Genomic DNA, 26,932 nt, shown 5'->3' with positions numbered 1-26,932 from the left:
TCTACCTTCACTGTTCGCGATTCCAGCTATGAGGCTGGCGATTTTCTCTTTGCATCTCTTTTTCAAAAAGCTCGTTTAATTCACGGCGAGCTTCTTTAATACGTGATATTTGGCCACTGTCGCTATTTTCATTTTCAGGAACGACATCCCTTAGCATACGCATATCTAGACGACGGAAATGCTGTTTCGCTCGATAAGCTTGGTGAGGATGCATTCCTGTGCTGACTAATGCTTTGCTTCCCATCTCTAAAGCACTGGAAAAAGTTTCACGGCTAAAATCTGTCACACCACTATGCAGCAATTCGTGAGCTTCTAAACGCCCTTCAGCACGAGCAATAATATGTAAATTAGGGAAGTTTTCTTGGCAAATTCGGACTATTTCCATCACTTCTTCTGGAACATTGCTAGTGATAACAATCGATTTTGCTTTATCTGCTCCCGCTGAGCGTAATAGTTGAAGGTCTCTAGCATCCCCATAATATACGGTGTAACCATAGCGGCGCATGGTACTAATTGCGGTGACATCTTGCTCTAATACGGTAATTTTTACCTTATTCGCCATGAGTAAGCGACCAACAACCTGCCCCATTCGCCCAAAACCAACCAAAATAACATGGGGATCATTATCCTCAACAAACGGTTTTTCTGTGGAAAAAGGTTGTTGATTATAGCGACGGTTCAAATAAGCATCTATCAGCTGCATCACAAGTGGGGTTGTCATCATAGATAATGTCACCACAACCAACAGTAAATCCATCTGCACCTCGTTGATAACGCTCGCTCCAAATGCCGTCGCGTAAATCACAAATGCAAATTCCCCACCTTGACTGAGTACCCCAGAAAATTGAGCCCTTGCACCATTGCGTAAACGAGCTGCAAAACCTAACCCATATAAAACCAACGCTTTTACAGCCACCAAAGCAACCACGGCAATTAAGACCTGTGGCAGGTAGCTCCATAGGACTTGTAGGTTAAGAGACATACCTACAGAGATAAAAAATAATCCCAAAAGTAGCCCTTTAAATGGATCGATATTGATTTCTAGCTCATGGCGGAATTCCGTTTCTGCTAGCATGACCCCCGCCATAAACGTACCGAGCGCCATTGAAAAACCTAAGCTTTCCATCACTAGTGCTGATCCGAGAACCACCAGTAACGCAGCTGCTGTGAAAATTTCATGTACACCAGACTTAGCCGCTAATCGGAATAATGGACGTAATAGATAACGCCCGACAATCCATAATCCAGCGAAAGCGACAACTTTCAAGCCAATTTTATACCAGTCGCTACTCCCTGTATCCCCTGCGAGGAGTGGGATCAACGCCATTATTGGAATAACCGCCATATCTTGAAAAAGTAAAACAGAAAAACCGAGCTGCCCACTTTCTTGCTTAGACATGCCCTTTTCATCCATTAACTGCAATGCCATTGCCGTGGAGGACATTGCCATACCGAGCCCACCAACAACCGCCGCTTGCCATGAAAATTGTGCAAGAATTAATAACCCAGCCATAATCGCAGCAGTGACGACAACCTGCACTGAGCCTACGCCAAAAATTGATCGCCGAAGTTCCCAAAGCTTAGAGGGCTTTAATTCCAACCCAATCAGGAACATTAGAAAAACCACACCCATTTCGGAAAAATGCAGAATATCGTCGACATTGTGAATAAAACCGAATACAAAGGGCCCAATCATGATGCCTGCTAGCAAATACCCCAGCACCGCTCCCAAACGAATTTTTTGCGCAATCGGCACCATAACCACACCCGCGCACAGAAATATGATCACTGACTCGAAAAGGTTCAGTTCATCCATTTGGATTTCCTCCGGTACTTAAGGGTTGCTGCATCCATTGTTTATATTCATCAATCATTTGCTGTAGTCGTTCCCCCTCCAGCCGACGAGCAGAATAAATAATACTTGGCGATAACCACTGCATGTCGCACATCAATGCCGTCAATTCAAACGGACGAAGTATTTCTAATAATGGATAACGGTTGTATCCACCATGCTGGTAAGCTGTAGCCGGTTCCCCGGTAGTAATAATCGAGCGCCAATATTTTCCTTTTAGTTTTTGGTAGCCCTGATCTGTTGCAAATCGCCGAGTTAGCACTTGGTCAAACCACTCTTTCAGTAAAGCGGGACAACTATAAGTGTAAAGAGGATGTTGAAATACAATGATGTCATGCTGACAAAGAAGCTTTTGCTCAGCCGTGATATCAATAAAAAAATCGGGGTAGGTCGCATATAAATCATGAACCGTAACATGCTCAAAATCACGTATAGCATTCAGTAACTGACGATTAGCAACAGATTCATTTGGATATGGGTGAGCATAGACTACGAGCACTTTCGGTGTATTTGACATCTTTCCCTCCTCAAAGGCGTGTCAGACGGATAATTTTCCGTTACCATGCAGCCTCAAAAATGTACTTTAAGCTTAATATATTTCTGTAATAACTTTATTACTCAAATATATCCAACTCGATAATTTAACATATTTTCAATAGACGGTTTCTATGATTGTTTTCTCTTCATTACAAATTCGCCGAGGTGTACGTGTTCTGTTGGACAATGCAACTGCGACTATCAACCCAGGACAAAAAGTTGGGTTAGTGGGTAAAAACGGCTGCGGGAAGTCAACACTGCTGGCACTCTTAAAGGGCGAACTGCAAGCAGAGGCAGGATCAGCAACCTTTCCAAGTAATTGGTCAATGGCGTGGGTAAACCAAGAAACTCCAGCCCTTGATATCCCTTGTATTGAATATGTGATTGACGGTGACCGAGAGTTCCGTGAATTAGAGCGTAAGCTACAACACGCCAATGAAAAAAATGATGGTCATGGGATTGCCGTGATCCACGGTCAATTAGATGCTATCGATGCGTGGACGATCCGCTCAAGAGCCTCTAGCTTGCTCCACGGTTTAGGTTTTAGCCAAGCCCAGCTACAATCCCCAGTAAAATCATTCTCCGGTGGATGGCGTATGCGTTTGAACCTTGCACAAGCGTTATTGTGCCGTTCAGATTTGTTGCTGCTCGATGAGCCGACGAACCACTTAGATTTAGATGCAGTGATTTGGTTGGAAAAATGGCTTAAAAGCTATTCTGGCACCCTGATTTTGATTTCCCATGATAGGGACTTCCTCGACCCAATCATCGACAAAGTGCTGCATATTGAGCAAGAATCCATGTTCGAGTATACCGGCAATTATTCATCGTTCGAGGGACAACGCGCGATGAAGCTTTCACAGCAACAAGCTTTATATGAGAGCCAACAAGTTAGAGCCGCACACTTACAAAGTTATATTGATCGTTTTAGAGCGCAAGCCACTAAAGCAAAACAAGCTCAAAGCCGGATTAAAATGCTCGAAAAAATGGAAATGGTTTCTCCAGCACATGTAGATAACCCCTTCCATTTTTCATTCCGTAAACCCGAAAGCTTACCAAACCCATTATTGAAAATGGAAAAAGTCAGCGCAGGTTACGCCGAAAAAGTGATTTTAGAATCCATAAAATTGAACCTAGTTCCCGGTTCACGTATCGGCTTACTAGGCCGTAACGGAGCAGGTAAATCGACCTTGATCAAGATGCTTGCGGGTGATTTGCCTCCATTACATGGGAAAATCTCGCTCTCAAAAGGCATCAAGCTTGGGTACTTCGCTCAGCATCAATTAGAATATTTGCATGCAGATGAATCGCCATTACAGCATATCGCCCGCCTTGCACCTGACCAAACCGAGCAACAACTGCGTGATTATCTAGGCGGTTTTGGCTTTAAAGGCGACCAAGTCACGGATCCAACGGGCCGTTTTTCTGGCGGTGAAAAAGCGCGCTTAGTTTTAGCTTTAGTGGTATGGCAGCGCCCTAACCTACTGTTACTCGATGAACCGACTAACCACCTTGATTTAGATATGCGTCAAGCACTTACTGATGCGCTAATGGACTTTGAAGGGGCATTAGTGGTGGTATCCCATGATAGGCATTTATTGCGCTCAACAACGGATGAATTTTATCTGGTTCATGGCGGTATGGTGGCTCAATTTGATGGTGATTTAGATGATTATCAACAATGGCTAGCTGAGCAAAACAAACTCGAGTTACAACAGACTCGCGATCTGCTAGAAAAAGACAAACCAGCCAGCGCATCAACCGTGACGGCACAAGATAGAAAAGACCAAAAACGTCGCGATGCCGAATTCCGTCAACTGACCCAGCCTATCCGTAAAAAAATTACGGAGTTGGAAAAAAAGATGGAAAAATATTCGACGTCTTTGAATGAGTTAGAAGCAAAGTTATCCGATCCTACAATTTACGAACAAGACAAAAAAGCAGAGTTAACTGACTGTTTGAAAAAACAGACAGAACAAAAATCCGCACTTGAGGATGTTGAAATGGAGTGGATGGACCTGCAAGAGCAATTAGAAACGATGACCAGTGAGTTTGAAGCGGGTTAGCTCCGCGGCTTAAGCTTTTAAATCGATAGATGTAGCCCTAGTTATTAACTAGGGCTTTTTATTGTCTATACATATGACACACCTAATTTAAGTCAAATTACACAAGTAAAAATGGGATATCTAGATATGAAATATTAATTAGTAATAAAAATCTTATATTTCCATCAATTTACATATGTTTAACAGCACTTAATTATAATTGCTGGTCTGATATTTCATTCGATAGCAATAAATGAGTATTTTTAACTAAATAAAAAATCAAAGAATATTAAAACATTCTTTATTATTCATAATATTACGTTCTAAAAAATAATCGCTTAAATAAGCTATTTTTTCCATCGAAAGAAAGCCTTTATAATATTCATAATTGCACACATTAAAAATCATCCAAGTGAGAATTTAACTATTCTTATTTTGATATTATTTCATGGCTGGTATTCTATGATCTATATAATAACAATGCTTTACGGAAGAGAAACGGCTAAGCGATATTTTTGGGCTATTCTCACAATAACATTATTTGGTGCTTTTATTGGCATTTGCTTTTTTTTATTACCTTTTTTCGCCGATCCCTATGAATTTATTATTCTCCTCTGTATTCCTATCTTATTAGAAGCTATCCGCTCATTTTTTTGTGCAGCCTATTGTACTGGAGCGGCTAGAGGGCTAAGGATCAGCCGCGGACTCGTTTTACTATTTATGGTCTATGTCGTTTTATTTTCTAAAATTCATGCATGGGAAACGGTATTATCCGGTTTTATTACCGGCTTATATTTGATGGTGAGCTCTGTTTGGAAGATGTCAAACAGCGTCGTGCTTAAGTTTAAACGCTGGAAACTGATGTTCGCTGTTTCCGTTCTTGAATTCATGATAGGACTGTGGAATTTTATTCCATGGTCCTTTGATTACTCGTCTCGTCAAATATATTGGGATGTTGGGACTCTGATTTTAATTTATTCCCTTGATTCATTTTTTGTTTATTACTTCGTTACGAGTAGTCAATTAGCGGATATTGATAGCCTAAAATCAAATGAAAATGAGGCTAATGAAGAGAATGAGACTAATAATAAAAATAGAGAAAAAGCGGTTTTGCATGTTTGGACAACCACAGGGCAATTACCACTCTTTTTTAAACTTATTCAACGCTACATTGTCTCTCGCAATTCATTAGGGGTGATCAGTACAGGCCACGTCGCCTTTGAACTTGATGAGGTTTATATTAGCCATTACCCAGAAAAAGATATTGAACGCGATACCTCTCAATTCTTAAAAATTTTAAAATCGACTGAAGAAAATAACGATTCTGGCGTTTTCCAAATCAGTTATAACGACGAAATGAAAATTGCCCCCCCTCTAATTTCACAATCCCAATCGACGGTGTAAGCAAAGAAAAGTTAGACGAATTTTGGAATGAATATCGCAAAGATACCACTTACAATCTCACTAACCGAAATTGCTCAACTGTGGTCTCTCTTGCATTAATAAAAAGCACCGAGGGTTACTTTACTGAGAAGCGTGGCGGATTTATGCTCCTCCTGAAGCTGCTATTTAGCCCTGAATTATGGGTTATGTCCCAGCTAAGAAAACATGCAAGTATCATGACATGGACTCCAGGGATTGTTTTAGATTATTCCCGAGCGATGTCTGTACTATTAAAAATGTAACTTTACGGTCAGTCTATGAATCCAAAAGATGATTGGAGAACGGAATATCGCTATAAACCTCATATGGAGCTTAACAGTGATACCGCTGAAATAACGATCCACAATTTTAGGTCCTTTCAGTTTTCAGATGAAAATAAATATATTTGGAATACAAAGAGCTACAATCTTTCCGATTTGCGCAGTGTGGATTTAGTACAGTCCCATTGGACAGGAAAAGTGATCGCCCATGTTTTTCTTAGTTTTGGTTTTGCCAATGGAGAATATGTTTCTTTCTCCATTGAAACACGGCGAAAATCACATCAAGAATTTTCTGTTTGGAAAGGATTTTTCTATCACTATGACATTATTTATGTCGTGGCGGATGAACAAGATTTGATTGGTACAAGAGTCAATTTGCGTAATGAGCAGGTTTATATCTATCCTTTAAACCTAGATCACGAGTTAGTCACGTTGTTATTTTTAAACTATATGCATAAAGTCAATGAGCTCAAAGATACGGATGAACGATATCATTCCATGTGGAATAACTGCACAACAAGTATCTATAAAATTGCCAAGAAAACTTACCCAGAATTTAAATTTAACTGGAAATTATTAGCTAGCGGATATGCGTTTAAATATTGTATTCAGTTGGGATTTATCGATAAAAAATATGATTTAGATAATAAAATAGTTCCTATTATTGAAAGTATTGAGAGTGATTTTTCTCAGAGAATAAGAAGTTGACGTTCATACTAAACATACTCTGATAATAAAATATCGCTTTTCCCATTTTAATTTAGGTTACATATGGACTATGTAACCCAATAATATTTAATAAGCTTGTCCTACTCGATTACGCCCCGCTAACATGCACCCTTCTCTATTCCCCATATCACAGGCCTTATTGAATAGAAAACTCGCTTTTTTGGGATCATTAGGAACACCTAGACCTGCTGTATACATTCGTCCAAGAGCAACCATAGAGTTATCCCCCCCTTGTATTGCGGCTTTTTCATACCATTTTGCGGCTTGAGTATAATCTACAGGAACACCCTGCCCTAAAAAGTAAATCACGCCCATCGCTTGCTGAGCATTTGGATCTCCCTGTAAGGCTGCCTTTTCTAACCAATATTTGGCTTTTTGTTTATCTGCTGAAAGTTTATCGCCATTAAAGTAGAGCATCCCCAATCGTAGTTGTGCAGCTACAGAGCCATTATTGGCTGCTTTCTCTAACCATTCGACGCCCTTATCAAATGAGAATGCCATAGATATCGACTCACCTGACTCATCACGTAAATAAAGATTTGCCACAGCAGTTTGGGATAATACATCGCCTTTATCTGATGCTTTAATAAATGCGTTTTTTGCCTTTATCTGCCACTGAGCTCGGTCTGGGTCATTAAACATCGTCTCAGAGGCTTTTTCCAGATACATATATCCCAGCGCACGATCCACTTTTGGGGATGCCGTCTCATCCATCTGGCTAAAGTATTTTATCGACTTATCAATATCCTGCTTACCCTCAATACTCAAATAGCTCATGACACCGAGTAAAAACAAGGCTTGTTGGTCCCCTTTCTCAGCTGCTTTTTCATAGTCTGCTTTAGATAAGGTAAGGTCTTCTCCAGCTTTAAGGTCATAGATGGAAAACCACTTTAACCACTGATCGGCAAGTTGGGGAGATTTGATATTAGCGGCTTTCAAATGCGCAATAGATTTGGTGAGGTCACGGTGTTTTAGGTCAGAGGTGAGATAGATAATCCCTAAAAGATAATCACTGTAATTGTTGCCATTTTTTACTGCTTTTTTATGCCACTCGATAGACTTATCGAGGCTCCTTTCAACTTCGTCACCTACGCGGTATTTTTCAGCAAGGATAAATTGAGACTCTGCATCACCTTGCTTGGCTTTGATCATCACTTCATCAAAGGAAGGCTCAGCAAATGCCGAAAAACACACCGACAATAGAAACACTATTAAGATCCGTTTTACCATTTTCATCTCCTTGATAATAAATGGCATCTATTGCCTAGAATGATTTTTCGGCATCCCGCCATTTATCAATACTTAATCTATAAATTCACTGTCTATAAACCTAACATCTATAAGCCATCCAGTTATAGGGCACAGGCTCACACTTTCACGCACATCACATGATATTTCCCATCAATTTTTTCTGTGCCTTCGGTTTCATGCTCAAAACCTGGGAACTCGCTATCCCATGCCTGCAAACTACGTAAATAACCAATGTGAGGACTATGGGTTTCCCCAAAACTTTCACCCGATAACAACATAGGAATACCCGGTGGGTAAGGAATAATCGAGTTAGCCGCGATACGTCCCGCTAACTTATCGAGAGGAACCGCTTCCACGCGGTTAGCGACAATCTCTTGGTAGGCATCTCGTGGGCTCATCATCACTTGCGGTAATTCAGAGTAGGCTTGGTTCAACTGGCTTCCCGGATTATTGCGCTGTAAATAGGCAAACATTTTATCCCCAAGATCACGAAGTCCCATATCTCCATAAATCTCAGGAGCAACCTCCACCACTTCCGGTAACACTTTCTTCAATTGCGTATTGGTGTCGTAATGGCGTTTAAAGGAGAGTAGCGCATTCACCAGCGTCCCCCATTTACCTTTGGTTATTCCCATAGAAAACAGGAACATGATTTGAAAATCTGTCGTTCTTGTTGGGACGATACCATAATGATTTAGCCACGCCGTCACCAATGCAGCAGGAACGCCTGAATCTTGTAATTTGCCATCATCTCCCATGCCTGGTGCCAAAATACTCACTTTAATCGGATCTAGCATCGCCCAATTAGCAGGAATATTTTTGAAACCATGCCATGTATCTTCAGGATTCATCACCCAGCAACTCTGTTCTTTCATCAGCAGAGGAACCGGCGCAAATTCAAAGGGATAAACTTCGCCTGTTGCAGGGTCTTTTACTGTCTCCTGATTCCACGGTTTGAAAAACCACTCGCCATCATTTTGGAATTCTTTATACAGATACCCCAAAGATTGGCGGAAGTCGATGGCTTCGCGGATCACTTCATCGGTTAAAGAGCGACCACTGTTACCGTCCATCATATCGGCAGCAATATCATTTGATGCACAAATCGCATATAACGGCGATGTGGTCGCATGCATATGATAAGCCTGATTAAAGCGATTAAAATCTATGGCATTACGCCCATTTCTGATGTGAATAAATGAGGCTTGGGAGAGGGCATTAAGTAATTTATGTGTTGAGTGAGTAGCAAAGATAGTCGGGTCATCTGCTTTTCGTTCCTCATCACGCATCGCAAAATGGTCACGATAAATAGGGTTAAAACGTGCGTAGCCATACCAAGCTTCATCAAAATGAATACGATCGAGGGATTTATCCAGTAAATCTTGAACCTTACGCGCGTTGTAGCACACCCCATCATAGGTACAGTTGGTCACTACACTATAAGCAGGTTTTTTGCCTACTTTATCTTTTGTTAATGGGTTACTTGCCACTTTTCTTTGAATCGCCTCTGGAGACATTTCAGTTGGGTAAATTGGGCCGATGATCCCATAACGGTTACGACTTGGGACCATATAAACAGGTTTTGCCCCTGTTAAAATCAATCCTTGCTCGATAGATTTATGGCAATTACGGTCAATCACCACCACATCATCATCGGTCATACACGCCTGCATAATGGTTCGGTTCGAGCCAGAGGTTCCTACCACCACAGAATAGGACTGGTCGGCACCAAAAATACGCGCAGCATTTTTCTCGCACTCACCAAATGCGCCAGTGTGATCCAAAAGCGAACCTACTGCGACTCGTTCGATACCGATGTCGGTACGAAACAGATTTTCACCAAAGAAATCATGATAGATACGCCCCGCAGGCGTCTTAGTAAAACCCACGCCCCCTTGATGTCCCGGTGCGGCCCATGAATGTTCATGCACATCACTGTATTTAATCAGGCTTTTCATCAGAGGAGGTAGTAATTGAGCTCGGTAGCGGATTATCGCAGCAAGTACTCGCCCTGCGATAAAGTCAGCAGAATCTTCAAGGATCCACGCAAATTCATCCACTTGCTCCATCATTTTTCTATCAAAGGCGACAAGGGCTTCTTCACGATCACTTAATAGGAAAACGGGGACATCCTCTTGGCGACGATGCAATTGCGTGATTAGCCGATGGGCTTGCGCCTGCTCTTCTTTATCGGACATATCCCGTCCATAGAGCAGGCAATCAATACTGGAGTTTGAGCGAATATATGCCAAACCATCTTCAAAATCACGAATAATGACCGTTTCCACATGCTCATCGTTTAATTCACTTGCAAGCCTAGCGACTGCATGGCTAATTACGGAATCTTCATCAGTTAACTCAGTATAAACAATGAGCGCTCTCATCAATAATACCCTTTCAAATAGTAAATAAAAAAACCATTACTCTATTCTTAACTCAGATTAGGCATTATTGCAAAATTGAGCGTTAATGAATGTATTATCTATTCAGATAATGAAGAATCTGTTGTTTGCCCACGATAGAGATGGCGAATAATTTTATCATCCTCAAATTCTTCTCGTTCATGGAGCACTCGCCGGTTATCCATAATAAGCAAATCACCATTTTCCCAATAGTGTTTATAAGAATAACGAGGCTGCTTTATAAATTCAGCTAATTCAGCAAAGAATTTTTTCGTTTCCTCTTTAGAAAACCCAACAATACGTGATTCCCAATTAGCCTGTTGACTGTCGTCAAAAGGGAAATAAATCAGCATCTGCTCTATCCATCCTAAATCGGTAAAAACAGGATAATTGCACCATCCTTCCTGTTCCATATCGAACCACCCATCCACTGAAATATCAATATTACAACCACGATCCAACGCTCGAACTTGGAACGTTTCATGTTTGAGTATTTTAATTAAATGAGGAGGGGCTTCTTTTAATGCTAAAACTTGATCACAAATGATTGTTGCACCATGAAATTTCATATTTTTAATTTCGTTAGCATACAAAAATATCTGATCGACTGGTGATAACAATACGCCACCATCCGCATGAAAAGGAAGCTGATTACGACCAGTTAATAATCGGTCTTTTTTACCATCCAGTTGCATCACATCCCGGCATTCAGGCTCCGCTTCTGTATGTTGTTCAACTCTCTCAACGATTGAACCAAACTGGGTATACATATCCCGAAACGCAACCACATCAAATTTTAGTTTATTGATAACTAAGAAACCTTGTCGCATTAATAATTTTTTAATGTTATTTGTATCTGCTTGCATAAAATCATTGGCTGACATCTTCGCACCAAATCCCGTTGACATCATTGGTTGCCATTTTATCGTCGCGTTCATGATATTCCTCACAATGGATATTAAGATAACATTTGAGAAGAATATATTTACCGGAAAAATATAACCACACAACATCAATTGTAATTTAAGGATTAACAAATAATATCAATTTAATTAAATTGAATATTATTTAACTTCATTTATTAAAGCAAAAATACCAAATTAAAAAAATAAAAATGTATTCTAATATCGTTATTTAAATTATGAATACCCGCATTTTTTAATTAAACATATCATTATTTATATTAAAATCTTACTCATCCAATTGATTGATCATGACCTTTGCATTCATCACCAGAGCCTTGGCTTTGTCTTCACGTTTTTGTAGTAACGCCATAAACAATAAATCGGTTAGGGTATTTTGCGCCGTTCTTGAAGAGATGGAAGAACTGCGCCATTCATTCTCTTCCGCCATACTTTCTAGTACGTAATCAGATAACTGTGCCAAAGGGGAATCTTTAGAGCGCGTAATCGCAATCACGCAAGCACCATTATTATGACCAATGTTAGCCGCCGTTAGCATATCTTTTCGCTTCCCTGAAAAGGAAATTACAATTTGAACATCTTTGGGGGTAAGCGTAAGTGCAGCCGCAATTTGCACATGATGATCAGGTTCCACCAGCGTCGTAATGCCTATTTTTTGCAATTTATAGCTAAGATCTTTTGCCGTTAAGCCTGAACCGCCGATACCAACAATCTGTACACGCTGGGCGCTATCAAGGATCTCAACAATTTTTTCAAACTGATTAAAATCAATACGTTTTGTCGTTTCTGTAATTGAGTTATTTTTTTCCAATGCTAATTTTTGCGCCACCACCATCAAGCTATCGGTTTGAGCAATCCGATTATGTAACGCCATATGTGGGCTAACATGCTCCTGCTGTTGACGTCCAATGATTTCACTCAATGCCAATTTCAGCGCAGGATACCCCTTTACACCCAATTTTTGGCTAAATTTCACAATGGCAGATTGACTGATACCAAGCTGTTCCGCTAACTGCTGAGAAGACAATTTCAGTACTTTTTGTGGATTCTCTAAGATAAATTGTGCAATTTTCTGTTGATTCTCAGCAAGCCGAGGTAATAAACAGGTCATCGTATCGAGTAAATTCATAGCGCCCTCAGAAAAGAGATATCCGTAAATTATTGACCATTTACAAATAAATTATTCCTACAATAGAAATATCATGCCTAGAGATTATTCCTTTAAATTCAATAATAAATTGAATTATTAAAGGGACAATTAACAAAATTATTCCTATATATTGGCAAGCTAGAATAGATAACGCCGTGACATTCATCACATCGTAGGAATAAAAAATTCCATAGCATACTGTCATGATAAAATTTCGGAGCAATTTTTATGACAATTGATTTAAGCAAGATGGTAACGGAAAGCCGTAATACTGCGAGCATGGATATTGACCAACTGTCCACTATTGAGATGCTGAAAGTCATCAATGATGAAGATAAAAAAGTGCCTGTAGCGGTGGAAAAAACCTTACCACAAATAGCTCAATTGGTTGATAAAGTTGCCGAAGCTTTCCTTAATGGTGGTCGCTTAATTTATTCTGGTGCCGGAACATCTGGTCGTTTAGGGATCCTGGATGCCAGTGAATGCCCACCGACTTACGGAACGCCGCATGAACAAGTGATTGGCTTAATTGCGGGTGGCCATCAAGCCATTTTTCGGGCGGTAGAAAATGCCGAAGACAAGCCAGATCTTGGCGAGCAAGATTTAAAAGATATTCATTTTAATTCAAAAGATATTCTCGTTGGTATAGCGGCAAGTGGGCGAACGCCTTACGTACTTGGCGCACTGAAGTATGCACATTCTGTCGGTGCAACCACGGCATCCATTAGCTGTAATCCTGACAGCCCTGTATCTCAATCCGCTGATATCGCCATCACGCCAGTAGTTGGTCCTGAAGTTGTTACAGGTTCCTCTCGAATGAAAGCGGGTACTGCCCAAAAACTGATCCTCAATATGATTACAACGGGCGCCATGATCCGTATCGGTAAAGTTTTTGGCAATTTAATGGTCGATGTTGAAGCGACTAACGCCAAATTAATTGAGCGCCAAACTCGCATCGTGATGGAAGCGACTGAGTGTGATCGCAACACCGCAGAATTGGCATTGCAACAATGTGATAGACACTGTAAGACCGCAATTTTGATGATTTTATCAGGCTTAAATGCTGATGAAGCCCGTCAACTACTCGCTAACAATAACGGCTTTATTCGCACTGCCCTCAACATCGCAAAGTCCGTCTAATCAACGGACACTTATGAGAAAAACAGTATGTCTAAAATAAATAATGAAATGATCCAGCAGATCCTGCAACTGGTGGGTGGCGGTCGTAACATCAAACAGTGCGGTAACTGTATGACTCGTTTACGACTTACATTAAATGATGTTCAACATGTAGATAAAGCGGCGATTAAAAAAATTGCCGGTGTGCTGGGCGTCCTCGAAAGTGATGACCAACTGCAAATTGTTCTCGGACCGGGGAAAGCGCAAGCTGCCGCTGATTTAATGAAACAAATGCTAGAAAATGACGAAGCAGATGAAATTCAACCTAATGCACCACAGGATCTGAAGGATATCGCTTCCGCTAATAAACAACAGTTGAAAAAGAAACAAACCAGTAGCATTCACCGTTTTTTATCAAAATTCGCGACCATCTTTACGCCACTAATCCCGGGTTTTATTGGCGCAGGTTTACTGATGGGGCTTGCATCACTGCTGGCACTATTATCCGCTAACCAAAACTTATTCCCCGCAGATTCCAGCCAGCTTGACTCACTGAAAAGTTTAATTGCTTATATGAGCGTGTTTGGTAAAGGGTTATTTACCTTTATGGGATTATTAATCGGCTATAACGCCCAAAAAGCATTTGGAGGAAGTGGCGTTAACGGAGCGATTATCGCTGCACTATTTATTTTGGGTTACGATCCTGCTGCAACCAAAGGCTTTTATTCCGGAATGACGGATTTCTTTGGCTGGTACATTGATCCACGTGGAAATATTATCGGCATATTAATCGCCTGTATCTTTGGGGCGTGGGTTGAAAAGCAAGTACGTAAAGTCATCCCGGCTAGCCTAGATATTATTTTAACCTCAACTATCACACTGCTTATCGTGGGCGCCGCAACCTTTATCTTCATCATGCCAATAGGTGTCTGGTTATTTGATGGGATGTCATGGCTATTCATGCATTTAAATGGAAATCCTATTGGTACAGCTATATTAGCCGGTCTCTTCTTAATCGCAGTGATGTTTGGGGTACACCAAGGATTTATTCCAGTGTATGTGGCATTGGTTGAAGCCCAAGGCTTTAACTCATTGTTCCCAATTCTTGCCATGGCGGGAGCAGGCCAAGTTGGTGCGGCATTGGCTCTGTATGTAAAAGCGAAAAAAGGCTCTGTGACTCGTAGTCAGATTGGCGGAGCATTGTTCCCGGGCTTCTTAGGTATCGGTGAGCCACTGATTTATGGTGTTACATTACCTAGAGTAAAACCATTTGTAACCGCATGTCTCGGTGGTGCAGCCGGTGGGTTCTTTGTCGGTACCGTAGCTTGGATGGGATTACCCGTTGGTTTGAACACCGTTTTCGGTCCTTCCGGATTAATTGCTATTCCATTAATGACATCAGCCCAAGGCGTATTACCCGCAATGGCGGTATATGTAGGCGGAGTCTTGGTCGCTTATCTTTGCGGATTTATCTTTACATACCTGTTTGGTAGTAAAAATGTAGATTTGGATTAATAGATTTAATTTTTGAGTAAAAAGGCACTTTATCAGTGCCTTTTTCTTTTTTATTCGTTGAATGCTTATTCCAACCAAATTAGGGGGACACAAGCGGCTGTCAGTAAGCCCATTACGAGATTAAAAATAAACCATGCACGGCGGCTACGTAAGAATGAACCGATCAAAGAGCCGAATCCCATCCAAATTAAACCTGCTGTAAAATTCACAATCACAAAAGCAATGCTCATCACAATAATCGATTGTGAAAATAGCTCTCCCGGTAAGCTAAAGCTCCCTACAGCCCCTAATCCCATCATCCAAGCTTTTGGATTCAAGAACTGTAATAACCCCCCCTGAAACCAATTGATACTCTTTGGTGCTTTGCTATCTGTTTTTAAAGGTTCATAATTTGCCATGGTAGTTTTCCATGCCAACCATAATAAATAGAGGCTACCGATAGCTTTCAGTACAATATGAATTGCTGGATACAATAATAGTAATGCCGCAATGCCGAATGCAGACAGATAAAGAATAGACTGCATACCAAGCATTATTCCTAGTAATAATCCTATGCTACGACGAAATCCATAGTTAGCTGCACATGAGGTCAATAACATATTGTTAGGCCCTGGAGTGACGGCGGCAATGAATAAAAACGTAAATAGTGAAAAAATTAGCCCCAGAGTCATTTATAATTTAAACCTCAACCTAAATATGTTTACTTGCATCACAAAAAAATAACAGTATGTTATGTGACTCACAAGAGTCCCCAATAAATAAAATATAAGGCTATGTCAGATAATTTCCGTCCAATGAGCTGGGCTAAAAACCCACATCTCCAAACCTTACTGCCAAGGATATTTAGGCGTACCCCAAGAATAATCCCGACATGGCAAAGATTAGAATTACCCGACGGTGATTTTATTGATCTTGCTTGGAGTGAAAAACCTGAACACGCGAGCACCAAGCCGCGTTTAGTCATTTTTCATGGATTGGAAGGAAATTTTAAAAGCCCCTACGCTCACGGGATGCTAGAGAGTGCCCAAAAACAGGGTTGGCTCGGCGTGATCATGCATTTTAGAGGTTGCAGCGGTGAGCCTAATCGCCAAAAACGAATATATCACTCTGGTGAAACCAGTGATGCAGGCTATTTTTTACATTGGCTGAAGCAGACATGGGGAGATGTACCAACCGCCGCAGTAGGCTATTCTCTTGGTGGTAATATGCTGGCATGCTATCTGGCAGAACAAGGTGAAAACGCAGATTTGGACGCAGGTGTCGTTGTCTCTGCACCTTTAATGCTAGAAGCCTGCTCCCTGAAAATGGAAACTGGGGTTTCCCAGTTGTACCAACGCTATCTCCTTAATGGCTTAAAACGTAATGCAAGCCGTAAATTGGTTCGCTATCCGGGATCACTTCCTCTGAATCTCTTGCAACTAAAGCAACTGAAACGAATTCGAGAATTTGATGATGTCATTACGGCTCGTATTCATGGGTTTGACGATGCGGCAGACTATTATCAAAAATGCAGTGCATTACCAAAACTGTCACATATCACCAAGCCTACGCTGATTATTCATGCCAAAGATGACCCTTTTATGGCCCCTGAAGTCGTTCCTGACCTCAGCCAATTGCCTCACAATATTGAGTACCAAATGACTGAACATGGAGGTCACGTTGGTTTTGTGGGGGGCAGTTTCCGTAAACCTCAAATGTGGTTAGAAACGCGTATCCCATTATGGCTAACGGCTTATTTAAATGAGAACAAATCATGATTATTCCGTGGAAAGACTTAGCACCTGAAACCCTCGAAAATCTGATTGAAAGCTATGTATTACGTGAAGGCACCGACTATGGTACTCATGAAAAAAGCTTACAAGACAAAGTGAATGATGTGAAACGGCAGTTAGTTTCTGGGGAAATTGTGCTAGTCTGGTCTGAGCTACATGAATCCGTAAATTTTATGCCTAATAACCAGTTTCGCCCGTAATCCCGCTTCATTCGCTGTTTATTGAAATAGTGGTCATGAGCGTAAAACAGGGAGTCCACTATGTCGAAGAAACACCCTATCATTGCCGTCACCGGATCGAGTGGCGCAGGAACGACCTCTACTAGCCAAGCTTTTCGTAAAATATTCCACCAGCTAAATATTCGCCCTGCAACCCTTGAAGGGGATAGTTTTCATCGTTATACCCGCCCAGAAATGGATATGGCAATCCGTAAAGCCCGTGAACAAGGTCGCCATATTAGTTATTTTGGTTCCGAAGCGAATGATTTTGCTCTGCTAGAACAAACGTTGATTGATTACGCTAAAACAGGTCAGGGGCAATCTCGAAAATATCTGCATACCTATGATGAAGCCGTACCTTATGGTCTCCAACCGGGAACCTTTACGCCTTGGGAGTCTCTGCCAGAAAAATCCGATGTATTATTTTATGAGGGTTTACATGGCGGTGTCGTGACACCTGAGCATGATGTTGCCAAACATGTAGATTTACTGGTCGGTGTTGTCCCGATTGTCAATTTAGAGTGGATTCAAAAAATGATCCGCGATACGACGGAAAGAGGACATTCCCGAGAAGCGGTGATGGATTCCGTAGTGCGTTCTATGGGTGATTATATTAACTATATTACTCCGCAATTTTCCCGTACACATATTAATTTCCAACGCGTTCCAACCGTCGATACGTCGAACCCATTCTCCGCTAAAGCTATCCCATCACAGGATGAAAGTTTCATTGTGATCCGCTTTAGAGGGTTAGAACAGATTGATTTTCCTTATTTGCTTTCGATGGTTAACGGCTCATTTATCTCGGCAATGAATACCATTGTGGTACCTGGAGGAAAATTAGGACTCGCAATGGAGCTCATTATGATGCCATTAGTTGAAAAGTTAATTAAGCAGCGAAGTGAATAAGTCTATATTAAATTAAATGAATACTTACATAGATACTTATCTTCTTTGAAGATAAGTATCTAATAATATAAAAGTAATTAGATATTTTTAATTTCGAAACTATGAGTCACTTTTACTGTTTTTTCTAGCATAATCGCGACTGAGCAATATTTTTCAGCCGAAAGTTGTACGGCTCGCTCAACCACTTTATCTGTTAATTCACGACCGACGACAATAAAGTGCAAATTGATATGCGTGAAATAACGAGGGGCTTCATCACGGCGTTGGGATGTGAGTTTAACTTCACAGTCGGTAATATCGTAGCGACCTTTTTGTAAAATAGACACCACGTCTATCGCGCTACATCCACCTGCTGCCATCAAGACCATTTCCATTGGGCTAGGTGCTTTATCTCCAGCATTACCATCCATCATGATTTGATGCCCAGATGCTGATTCACCTAAGAAAGAGAGCCCTTCAACCCACTTTACTCGTGCTTCCATTTTTGTTCCCCTTGAAAAATGTCGTTATTAAAGGCTACATTGTTCCATATATCTGAATAATGTTATATCAGCATTATTAAGCTGAAGCGATACAGGGAAGACTTTCTGTATTGGATATGATACAAACAATGCTTAGTTGATAGGATTAAGATCAAAACTCAACGATTCAATTGATTATATTATACAATTGATATTAACTTGCTTTTGACCTATAACGAGCATTAATTATGGGTAACTAACGCAACTTAGTATGCCAAGCTAGAAATTTTAAAGTCAGCCTTTCACCTTAATTTTCTGAAGGGTTGCAATAACATACAGAGGATAACGCTAATGGTTCTCGGCAAGCCACAAACAGACCCTACTCTTGAATGGTTTTTGTCACACTGCCATATTCATAAGTATCCATCCAAGAGCACTCTAATCCATCAGGGTGAAAAAGCAGAAACCCTTTACTATATCGTTAAAGGTTCAGTGGCTGTTTTAATCAAAGATGAAGAAGGCAAAGAAATGATTCTCTCTTACTTGAATCAGGGAGACTTCATTGGTGAACTTGGGTTATTTGAAGAAGGGCAAGAACGTACTGCGTGGGTTCGAGCTAAAGTTGCTTGTGAAGTCGCTGAAATTTCTTATAAGAAATTCCGTCAGCTAATTCAGGTTAATCCAGATATTCTGATGCGCCTTTCTGCGCAGATGGCAAGCCGCTTACAAACTACATCAGAAAAAGTCGGTAACTTGGCATTCCTTGATGTGACTGGTCGTATCGCTCAAACCTTATTAAATTTAGCAAAACAACCTGATGCAATGACTCACCCAGACGGTATGCAGATCAAAATTACTCGTCAAGAAATTGGTCAAATTGTTGGGTGTTCACGCGAAACTGTAGGTCGTATTTTAAAAATGTTAGAAGATCAAAATTTGATCTCTGCACATGGTAAAACGATCGTCGTTTACGGTACTCGATAACTTTTATTTTGGTCCAGTAATATTTACTGGGCTTTATATAAACAGCTGTATATATCTCATATATGGCTGTTTTTCATTCCTAATATTGCCCATCATATACTTTCTGTTCAAAATAGCAGCGCTTTTTGATATTAGTCTAACAATCCTTATATATAAAATACTAAATAATTAGCCAGCAATCATTTAGGATTTTATTTATGAAACAGATTAATAATTTAACACCATCAAACTACATCTACCATGCCGGTACAACTAAGAGCGGTAATAACCAAACTTTTTTACAGCGTCAGGCATTCTTTGAACGCTTACAATCAGCGAATTCGACCTCAAAAAAATTTCCAATTTTAGTAAAAGAATCAACGACTCAAGCTAAAGAAACTCGTGTACCTCATTTTATATCTTCACTCAAAATTGGAAGCTTAGTTCCTAGTAATCAACCCACACAACACTCATTTACACCTAAAGCAAAAGTTATTTTTGGTACTCAGTTTAACAAAAACATTGATACGCATTTTATTAATTTTAATAAGAGTTTTTCATTTTTTAAGAATTTATCTAATTAATTTTATTTATTCGCTACGTTTCAATCCTACAATCGATATGCCACCCCTTTAGCCTAACGCGTATTTGTTAGGTTTTTTTTTATCAATTAGCTAATTATTTAATGGAATCGGTTTTTTATATCAATTCTATCTAAAAATCCTATAGCATTGAAATAGATAAATAATTAGGAGAAGCAATCATGATAGACACAATCATAAATTCACCGAATGTTAGAAATAGCACCTCATCTACATTTCTACAATCTGAAAAAAAGTATCTATTTCTGAATAAGGTCATTGAAACAAATTCATCTCCAAAAATATTTCCTGTTATCGATTTTCATAATAGAACGAAGTCATTAAATGAAAATAAAAAATTCCAAAATATGTGGGATGAAGCCATTAAAACAACCAAGCTAAAACTGAGGGATTGTAATAAAGAAAACACCTATCAAAACTTACATCCGGTAATTAGAGAGACCAATATAAAAATTGAGGCTTTACAGCGGTTGCTTGGAAAGAGTGATCATTGCTTCGAAAATACCTATGTTAAGAATGAAAAAAACGTAAAAAAAACCGCTAAAGATAATACGCCTCAAAAAATTACTACACTCATTGATAGATGTAAAAATTTACTGGGAAAAATGACTCAGAATTCACAATACATCACTACGTTAGATGAGCGAGTGAGAGTGACATTAGATAAAGCAGATCTTAACCACACACTGATCAATCTTAAAAACACAGAGTTTCCTCCTACCGTATTTTATACAAAGCCTGAACTTAGTGACTCTGAAAAACACAATATTATAATTAATTTTCAATTAGCTAAAGAAATCAAAAGAATTAAAGGAAGTAAAATTCCACTACGCGTAACCAGTATCCACAAAGCAAGTAATACAAGTTTAATGATAGAGCCTCAAAATAAGAACCTAGCATTAAAAAATTCAAAACCAGATACTCATATAATAAAAACAAAAAAAATTAATGGTCGCAATATTGAGCTTTATACTGCTGAGGGAGCCGTCAAATCAAAAAATCACCCTAGAGATAATCTGAACACTGGCGTTGAAAAACCGGCATTAAAAAATACCAAAACCAAAAATACATTTAAATCTGTTCCCTCAGTGTCAGGATAGTTGTCACCCCCTCTGAAAAATAAACCTGAGGGCGCGGAGTGACACATGAAACGTATTTCACCTGAACGAAAAGCCGCCATACTGGCTAAATTATTACCGCCGTACAACATGACCGTTTCCGCAGTTGCACAAACGGAAGGAATATCCGAAGCTACGCTGTATAACTGGCGTAATCAGGCTAAATCAGAAGGAAAACCCGTGCCCGGTGCAGACAAAAACAGTGAACAGTGGCCGGCGGAAGCCCGCTTTGCCGCCATCGTGGAAACCGCCACACTCAGCGAAGCGGAAGTGGCGGAATACTGCCGCAAAAAAGGACTCTATCCGGAGCAGCTGGTGCAGTGGAAACAGGGTTTTCTTCAGGTATCCTCTCCCGGAGATAAAGCCGCACTGAAGCAAAGCCAGAAGGAAAACAAACAGTTAAAGCGTGAGCTGGTCCGCAAGGAAAAAGCCCTGGCGGAGGCGGCGGCAATCCTGGTGCTGCGAAAAAAGCTCAGCGATTATTACGGGGAAACCGGCGGGGACGACTGACTCCGGCATCCGAACGCACCCTGTTTATCCGGTGGATTAATGAGGCGGTGAGCTCCGGCGCACGGCTGGCTGTTGCCTGCCGGGAAGTTCAGCTGAGTCTGCGGACCTGGCGGCGCTGGCAGATATCCCCGTCGGACGGCAGACCGGGCGCAGTGCGTCCGGTGCCGGTGAACAAGCTGAGTCCGGAAGAAGAAAAACAGATACTGACTGTCTGCCATCAACCTGAATACGCGAGTCTGCCGCCGTCCCAAATTGTCCCGAAACTGGCGGATAAAGGGATATATCTGGCGGGTGAATCCACCTTTTACCGGGTGTTGCGCCGCCACGGAGAACTTCATCACCGGGGGCGTCAGCAGCGCCCGAAAAAAGTACCGGTACCGACCACCTTTACCGCATCCGGGCCATGTCAGGTCTGGGTATGGGATATCACCTGGCTGCCGTCGGTGGTGCGCGGACGCTGGTTTTATCTCTACATGATACTCGATATCTACAGCCGGAAAATCACCGGCTACGAAGTGTATGAGACCGAAAGCGGCGAACAGGCGGCGGCGCTGATGCAGCGCACAGTCCTGCGTGAGGGGTGCTGGCGTCAGCCATTGGTACTGCACGCGGATAACGGGGCGGCGATGAAATCACAGACCTTACAGATGAAACTGCATGAGCTGAACATCACGCCATCCCACAGCAGACCGCGTGTGAGCAATGACAATGCCTATGCGGAATCCGTGTTCCGGACCCTGAAATACGTGCCGCAGTGGCCATCACAGGGCTTTAAAACCCTGACGGAAGCAAGGAAATGGGTGGGAAAAATTACCCGGTGGTACAACGACAGGCATCTGCACAGCGGCATCGGCTATGTCACGCCGTCGCAGCGGCATACCGGTGAGGATATTACCCTGCTGAAACAACGTGATGCAGTGTACAAAACAGCAAAAGCTACCCATCCCGAACGGTGGTCCGGAGATACCCGGAACTGGCAAAGAAAAGAGACCGTCACCCTGAATCCTGAGCGGGAAAAACAGGCTGCCTAAATTAACAAAGGGTGACAACTACCTTGACACTTACCGTGTTGAAGAACAAAATAGCTCTAATAATCGATTACAAAGCCACCGAGCTAAACTATCAATAACATCATTTACTCAAGACAAATTCTTAAGAGATATTCAAATAGAAATGAAAAATAATGAACAAAAAATAAAAATATTAAAAGCAGACATCGAGGAAAAGCAACAGGAAGCCGGGACTATCCAAAAACGAATTTCGGCACGTAACCGCAAATAAATGATGAAGTAACTCAAAGAGGTTAAACCTCTTTGAGTATTAATAAATTTATTGTACTAATAGCTTTTCTATTGCTGCCGTAAGCTTCTCCATCCCACTGTTAATCTCTTCTTCAGAGATAATCAGTGATGGCGTAAAACGCAATACGTTGGAACCAGCACTTAACATCATCAAGCCTTCATCCGCACTAGCTTGCAAAATATCTTTCGCACGGTTGAGTAATTTCCCATCTAATTCCGCACCAATTAATAGACCCATGCCTCTAATTTCAGCAAAAATTCCATATTTATCATTGAGTGTATTCAAATGTGAAACAAATAATTCGCGACGTTTTGCAACGCCATTTAACACTTCATCGGTATTGATGATATCAAATGCAGCATTTCCTACCGCACACGCTAATGGATTACCACCATACGTCGTACCATGAGACCCAACTTCCATCGCTTGAGCAATCTCATTGGTCGTTATCATGGCACTGATAGGGAAGCCACCACCGAGTGCTTTTGCCGTCGTTAATACATCCGGCGCAATACCATAATGCATATAGGAGAATAGCTTGCCAGTACGTCCCATACCACTTTGGACCTCGTCAAATACTAGCAATGCTTTATTTTCATCGCACAGTTGACGTAAACCTTGCATAAATTCTGGTGTTGCAGCCGTCACACCGCCTTCACCTTGCACAGGTTCTAATACCACAGCGCAAGTATTTTCATCAATGACAGCTTTGACCGCATCAAGATCATTAAAAGGAACATGGATAATATCGGCAGGTTTTGGACCAAAACCATCAGCATATTTTGCTTGACCACCCACAGAGACAGTAAAAAATGTACGTCCGTGAAAAGCCTGCTTAAATGCAATAATTTTGGTTTTATACGGGCTATGTTTGGTAATGGCGTAATGACGAGCAAGTTTAAAAGCCGCTTCGTTCGCTTCCGCGCCTGAGTTAACAAAGAAAACACGCTCGGCAAACGTTGCATTAATCAGCTTCTGTGCCAGTGTGAGTGCTTCTTCATTGGTAAAAATATTGCTCACATGCCAAAGTTTTTCACTTTGCTTACGCACCGCTGCAACAAGACTTGGGTGACAATGACCCAATGCTAATACGGCAATACCACCAGCAAAATCAATGTATTCTTTGCCCTGTTGATCCCAAACACGGCTACCTTGACCTTTAACTGGAATAAACTCTGCTGGAGAATAAATAGGCAACATGACTTGGTCAAATGTCTGCCGATTTACCGCTTGATGTTGTGTCATACCCCTCACCTGCTCTTTACTTAATGCCTAAGTGAAAATATAAGCATCAAATATGAATAAAAAATCAAAAAAGAGCAATAGCAAAGGGGCAAATATGCATAATTAAATTGAAAGAGTGCTAAATCCAGAGATTAATACTTGAGAAAATTATTCAGTAGCTCATGCCCCTGCTCGCTCAAAATACTTTCTGGATGGAATTGAACACCTTCAATAGGCAGGGTTTTATGGCGAATTCCCATAATCTCGTCAATATCACCATTATTTAGTGACCATGCAGAGACATCAAAGGAAGCAGGGAGAGTTTCCGCAGCAATCACTAACGAATGATAGCGGGTGACCGTCAGTGGCCGATTAAGCCCCTTAAATACCCCTTGGTGATTATGGTGAATTGAAGACGTTTTGCCGTGCATCACTTCACGGGCTTTCACCACTGACGCACCAAAAGCTTGTCCAATCGCTTGATGCCCCAAGCAAATACCTAGAATAGGTAACTTCCCAGCAAAATATTTTATCGCTTCAAGAGAAATTCCGGCTTCATCTGGTGTGCAAGGACCTGGTGAGATCACCAAGTGTGTAGGAGCCAGTTGTTCAATCTCTTCGAGGGTAATTTCGTCATTTCGTTTCACAACCACTTCCGCACCGAGTTCACAAAAGTATTGGTAGAGGTTGTAAGTAAATGAATCGTAATTATCAATAAGTAAAAGCATAGTAGCCTATCCGACTGATTTTTATCATTATAAATTATTTCTCATACATAATTTATGGAGGTTGGCAATCAGAACACCACCCAAAAACCATACATTTTTATGAGGGGCGGTTATCATAGCACAGCCTAGTCAGGAAAATAGCCTATTTAAATCAAGTAATCCCTTTTCATTTAGAAAATTCCATATAAAAATCATGGGATTATATTCACATTCTCATAACAACATTAATGCGTATAAAAAATTGTTTTAAATACAATAAAATAAGAATATTAGTAAGTTATATGGCTAATTGAGAATAAATACTGAAGAAAATACAGAGGAGAGAAATTAAACATAAGGTGGGCAATATTGAAGGAATTACCCACCAACTAAAGAAAATTAAGGTTTTTTAATCACTTCCGCAGAAATAATTGTAATAGGTTCTACAGGCACATTTTGATAAGGGCCTACGTTCTCCGTTTTCACCTTCGAGATCTTATCTGCAACATCCATTCCTTTTACCACTTTACCAAATACGGCATATCCAAAGTCACGTTGGCCATGGTCTAAGAATGCATTATCTGCGACGTTAATAAAAAATTGACTGGTTGCGCTATCTTTATTTGCGCTGCGAGCCATTGAAATGGTTCCACGTAAATTACGTAATCCATTATCAGCTTCATTTTTAATTGGTGCGCGCGTTTGTTTTTGCTGTAGTTCTTTATTAAAACCGCCGCCTTGGATCATAAAGCCCGGAATAACACGATGAAATGTCGTGCCATTGTAATAACCTTCATTAACATATTGAACAAAGTTTTCGGTACTAACGGGTGCTTTTTTACTATTTAGCTCTAATTCAATATCACCCGCCGAAGTCACTAATTTAACGTAAGTTTCACCAGCCGCTAATGCGAGGGAGGTTGTGCTCATTGCACAGATAGCCAATAATGGCACAAAAATTCGTTTCAACATTCAAGGTCCCTTTTGTTAATACCAAATAACATATTAATGTTCCAATTCTAGAGCGAAGCGCAGTGGATTGCTAAAGATTTACCTTTATTTACGCCAAATCATTTCATTTCGCTAGAGATACCTAATTATAGTGTCATTTTGCTAAAAAATAGCTCCAATAATGTTGTTCTAAAATAGATATCACCTCAAATAGACGTAGTTTGTTGTTTGTCCGCTATTCAATCGCTATAATCCCCCCAGCCTTTTGAGGCTACTCAGGGAGAACCACCAATGGCAATTAAAAACCATAACTACCACATGACAAAATTTGTCATCAGTGCACCCGATATCCGTCATCTACCGAAAGATACTGGAATTGAGGTTGCTTTTGCTGGCCGTTCAAATGCCGGCAAATCAAGCGCACTAAATGCACTAACGCAGCAAAAGAGCTTAGCGCGTACAAGTAAAACACCAGGAAGAACCCAGCTCATCAACTTATTTGAAGTTGAAGAAGGCATCCGCCTAGTTGACCTTCCAGGCTACGGTTATGCCGAAGTTCCCGAAGAGATGAAGCGCAAATGGCAGCTAGCTCTCGGTGAATATCTGCAAAAAAGAGAATGTATCAAAGGATTAGTGGTATTGATGGATATTCGTCATCCACTGAAAGATCTTGATATGCAAATGGTCGAATGGTCTGTTGCAATGAGCATTCCAGTCCTCGTGCTGCTCACTAAGGCTGATAAGCTCGCTTCCGGTGCCAGAAAGAAACAGTTGATGGACGTTCGCCAAGCATTGGCTCCGCTAAACGGTGATATTGAAGTTGAATATTTCTCTGCGCCGAAAAAGATTGGTATCGATAAGCTACGTATCAAATTAGACAATTGGTACAGCACTGCCGCGGAATAACCTACCTATATCTTGTACGTCGATGTTGGCGTACAACGGCTCATTGTAATAAATTCACTAAAA

At 40.9% G+C, this 26,932-nt stretch carries 25 protein-coding genes; 14 read left to right on the top strand and 11 right to left on the bottom strand.

Annotated elements, in window-relative coordinates; genetic code table 11:
* Positions 1–7: 7 nt before the first annotated feature.
* Complete coding sequence (gene kefB, locus EL244_RS01885; protein ID WP_115163894.1) at positions 8–1,816, bottom strand: glutathione-regulated potassium-efflux system protein KefB; 1,809 nt, start codon at positions 1,814–1,816, stop codon at positions 8–10.
* Entirely contained in the window at positions 1,809–2,369 is a 561-nt protein-coding gene (gene kefG, locus EL244_RS01880; protein WP_112835999.1) for a glutathione-regulated potassium-efflux system ancillary protein KefG, read from the bottom strand. The genes kefB and kefG overlap by 8 nt, the downstream gene beginning before the upstream one ends.
* 151 nt (positions 2,370–2,520) lie before the next feature.
* On the opposite strand from kefG, the gene EL244_RS01875 reads away from it, so the two are divergent.
* The 4 genes from EL244_RS01875 to EL244_RS01865 all read left to right on the top strand — a co-directional run bounded on the left by EL244_RS01875 (position 2,521) and on the right by EL244_RS01865 (position 6,845).
* Positions 2,521–4,455: an ABC transporter ATP-binding protein gene (locus tag EL244_RS01875; protein WP_126458342.1), complete on the top strand. Its 1,935-nt coding sequence runs from the start codon at positions 2,521–2,523 to the stop codon at positions 4,453–4,455.
* Positions 4,456–4,896: 441 nt separating this feature from the next.
* On the top strand, positions 4,897–5,838 hold the full coding sequence (locus tag EL244_RS01870) for a peptidase (RefSeq protein ID WP_232004561.1): 942 nt from the start codon (positions 4,897–4,899) through the stop codon (positions 5,836–5,838).
* A 143-nt stretch (positions 5,839–5,981) separates the two neighbouring features.
* Positions 5,982–6,119, top strand: a complete 138-nt coding sequence (locus EL244_RS17970) for a hypothetical protein (RefSeq protein ID WP_232004560.1) — start codon at positions 5,982–5,984, stop codon at positions 6,117–6,119.
* Between the two features lie 15 nt (positions 6,120–6,134).
* The gene (locus EL244_RS01865) at positions 6,135–6,845 is read left to right on the top strand and encodes an Lnb N-terminal periplasmic domain-containing protein (RefSeq protein WP_126458339.1); all 711 of its coding nucleotides are present in this window, start codon (positions 6,135–6,137) and stop codon (positions 6,843–6,845) included.
* Positions 6,846–6,932: 87 nt separating this feature from the next.
* Here EL244_RS01865 and EL244_RS01860 read toward each other — a convergent pair whose 3' ends face one another.
* From EL244_RS01860 to EL244_RS01845, 4 genes are all read right to left on the bottom strand, one after another.
* On the bottom strand, positions 6,933–8,096 hold the full coding sequence (locus tag EL244_RS01860) for a tetratricopeptide repeat protein (RefSeq protein ID WP_172597492.1): 1,164 nt from the start codon (positions 8,094–8,096) through the stop codon (positions 6,933–6,935).
* A 137-nt stretch (positions 8,097–8,233) separates the two neighbouring features.
* Positions 8,234–10,501 (bottom strand): arginine decarboxylase, encoded by a 2,268-nt coding sequence (gene adiA, locus EL244_RS01855; protein ID WP_126458333.1) that lies wholly within the window; start codon positions 10,499–10,501, stop codon positions 8,234–8,236.
* A gap of 98 nt (positions 10,502–10,599) precedes the next feature.
* Positions 10,600–11,403 (bottom strand): TauD/TfdA family dioxygenase, encoded by an 804-nt coding sequence (locus EL244_RS01850; RefSeq protein ID WP_230084813.1) that lies wholly within the window; start codon positions 11,401–11,403, stop codon positions 10,600–10,602.
* Positions 11,404–11,710: 307 nt separating this feature from the next.
* Positions 11,711–12,571, bottom strand: coding sequence for a MurR/RpiR family transcriptional regulator (locus EL244_RS01845; RefSeq protein WP_006813711.1), 861 nt, complete (start codon positions 12,569–12,571; stop codon positions 11,711–11,713).
* Positions 12,572–12,820: 249 nt separating this feature from the next.
* Between EL244_RS01845 and murQ the strand changes: the two genes are divergently transcribed.
* The gene (gene murQ, locus EL244_RS01840) at positions 12,821–13,732 is read left to right on the top strand and encodes an N-acetylmuramic acid 6-phosphate etherase (RefSeq protein WP_126458327.1); all 912 of its coding nucleotides are present in this window, start codon (positions 12,821–12,823) and stop codon (positions 13,730–13,732) included.
* 27 nt (positions 13,733–13,759) lie between these two features.
* Positions 13,760–15,226, top strand: coding sequence for a PTS N-acetylmuramic acid transporter subunit IIBC (gene murP / locus EL244_RS01835; RefSeq protein ID WP_126458324.1), 1,467 nt, complete (start codon positions 13,760–13,762; stop codon positions 15,224–15,226).
* A 65-nt stretch (positions 15,227–15,291) separates the two neighbouring features.
* Here murP and EL244_RS01830 read toward each other — a convergent pair whose 3' ends face one another.
* Positions 15,292–15,897 (bottom strand): LysE family translocator, encoded by a 606-nt coding sequence (locus EL244_RS01830; protein WP_006813714.1) that lies wholly within the window; start codon positions 15,895–15,897, stop codon positions 15,292–15,294.
* Positions 15,898–15,999: 102 nt separating this feature from the next.
* Here EL244_RS01830 and EL244_RS01825 point away from each other — a divergent pair, with 102 nt between their 5' ends.
* From EL244_RS01825 to EL244_RS01815, 3 genes are read left to right on the top strand one after another with little or no spacing between them, the layout of a single operon-like run.
* Complete coding sequence (locus tag EL244_RS01825) at positions 16,000–16,983, top strand: hydrolase (RefSeq protein WP_039854527.1); 984 nt, start codon at positions 16,000–16,002, stop codon at positions 16,981–16,983.
* Positions 16,980–17,198 (top strand): YheU family protein, encoded by a 219-nt coding sequence (locus tag EL244_RS01820; RefSeq protein ID WP_006659547.1) that lies wholly within the window; start codon positions 16,980–16,982, stop codon positions 17,196–17,198. The genes EL244_RS01825 and EL244_RS01820 overlap by 4 nt, the downstream gene beginning before the upstream one ends.
* A 60-nt stretch (positions 17,199–17,258) precedes the next feature.
* Positions 17,259–18,125 (top strand): phosphoribulokinase, encoded by an 867-nt coding sequence (locus EL244_RS01815; RefSeq protein ID WP_006813716.1) that lies wholly within the window; start codon positions 17,259–17,261, stop codon positions 18,123–18,125.
* 77 nt (positions 18,126–18,202) lie between these two features.
* Here EL244_RS01815 and EL244_RS01810 read toward each other — a convergent pair whose 3' ends face one another.
* Positions 18,203–18,607, bottom strand: a complete 405-nt coding sequence (locus EL244_RS01810; RefSeq protein ID WP_115163892.1) for an OsmC family protein — start codon at positions 18,605–18,607, stop codon at positions 18,203–18,205.
* Between the two features lie 330 nt (positions 18,608–18,937).
* Here EL244_RS01810 and crp point away from each other — a divergent pair, with 330 nt between their 5' ends.
* From crp to EL244_RS01790, 4 genes are all read left to right on the top strand, one after another.
* On the top strand, positions 18,938–19,570 hold the full coding sequence (crp, locus tag EL244_RS01805; protein ID WP_006813718.1) for a cAMP-activated global transcriptional regulator CRP: 633 nt from the start codon (positions 18,938–18,940) through the stop codon (positions 19,568–19,570).
* Between the two features lie 197 nt (positions 19,571–19,767).
* Positions 19,768–20,133: a hypothetical protein gene (locus EL244_RS01800; protein WP_126458321.1), complete on the top strand. Its 366-nt coding sequence runs from the start codon at positions 19,768–19,770 to the stop codon at positions 20,131–20,133.
* Positions 20,134–20,312: 179 nt separating this feature from the next.
* Positions 20,313–21,251, top strand: a complete 939-nt coding sequence (locus tag EL244_RS01795) for a hypothetical protein (RefSeq protein WP_126458318.1) — start codon at positions 20,313–20,315, stop codon at positions 21,249–21,251.
* 45 nt (positions 21,252–21,296) lie between these two features.
* Positions 21,297–22,810, top strand: a protein-coding gene (locus EL244_RS01790) for an IS3 family transposase (protein ID WP_457810181.1) whose coding sequence is annotated in 2 segments (ribosomal slippage) — positions 21,297–21,732 and positions 21,732–22,810 — 1,515 coding nt in all. Because the reading frame shifts where the segments join, the coding sequence is not laid out codon by codon here.
* 298 nt (positions 22,811–23,108) lie between these two features.
* On the opposite strand, the gene EL244_RS01785 is transcribed toward EL244_RS01790, so the two are convergent.
* The 3 genes from EL244_RS01785 to ppiA all read right to left on the bottom strand — a co-directional run bounded on the left by EL244_RS01785 (position 23,109) and on the right by ppiA (position 25,984).
* Positions 23,109–24,326: an aspartate aminotransferase family protein gene (locus tag EL244_RS01785; RefSeq protein WP_126458312.1), complete on the bottom strand. Its 1,218-nt coding sequence runs from the start codon at positions 24,324–24,326 to the stop codon at positions 23,109–23,111.
* Positions 24,327–24,457: 131 nt separating this feature from the next.
* Positions 24,458–25,033, bottom strand: a complete 576-nt coding sequence (locus EL244_RS01780; RefSeq protein ID WP_006813722.1) for an aminodeoxychorismate synthase component II — start codon at positions 25,031–25,033, stop codon at positions 24,458–24,460.
* 378 nt (positions 25,034–25,411) lie between these two features.
* Positions 25,412–25,984, bottom strand: a complete 573-nt coding sequence (gene ppiA / locus EL244_RS01775) for a peptidylprolyl isomerase A (protein WP_006813723.1) — start codon at positions 25,982–25,984, stop codon at positions 25,412–25,414.
* Positions 25,985–26,254: 270 nt separating this feature from the next.
* Between ppiA and yihA the strand changes: the two genes are divergently transcribed.
* Positions 26,255–26,869: a ribosome biogenesis GTP-binding protein YihA/YsxC gene (yihA, locus tag EL244_RS01770; protein ID WP_126458309.1), complete on the top strand. Its 615-nt coding sequence runs from the start codon at positions 26,255–26,257 to the stop codon at positions 26,867–26,869.
* Positions 26,870–26,932: the final 63 nt, after the last annotated feature.

Origin of the sequence: Providencia rustigianii (assembly GCF_900637755.1) — a bacterium.
GTDB classification, from domain to species: domain Bacteria; phylum Pseudomonadota; class Gammaproteobacteria; order Enterobacterales; family Enterobacteriaceae; genus Providencia; species Providencia rustigianii.
This window is presented reverse-complemented; position numbering and strand designations above follow the sequence as displayed.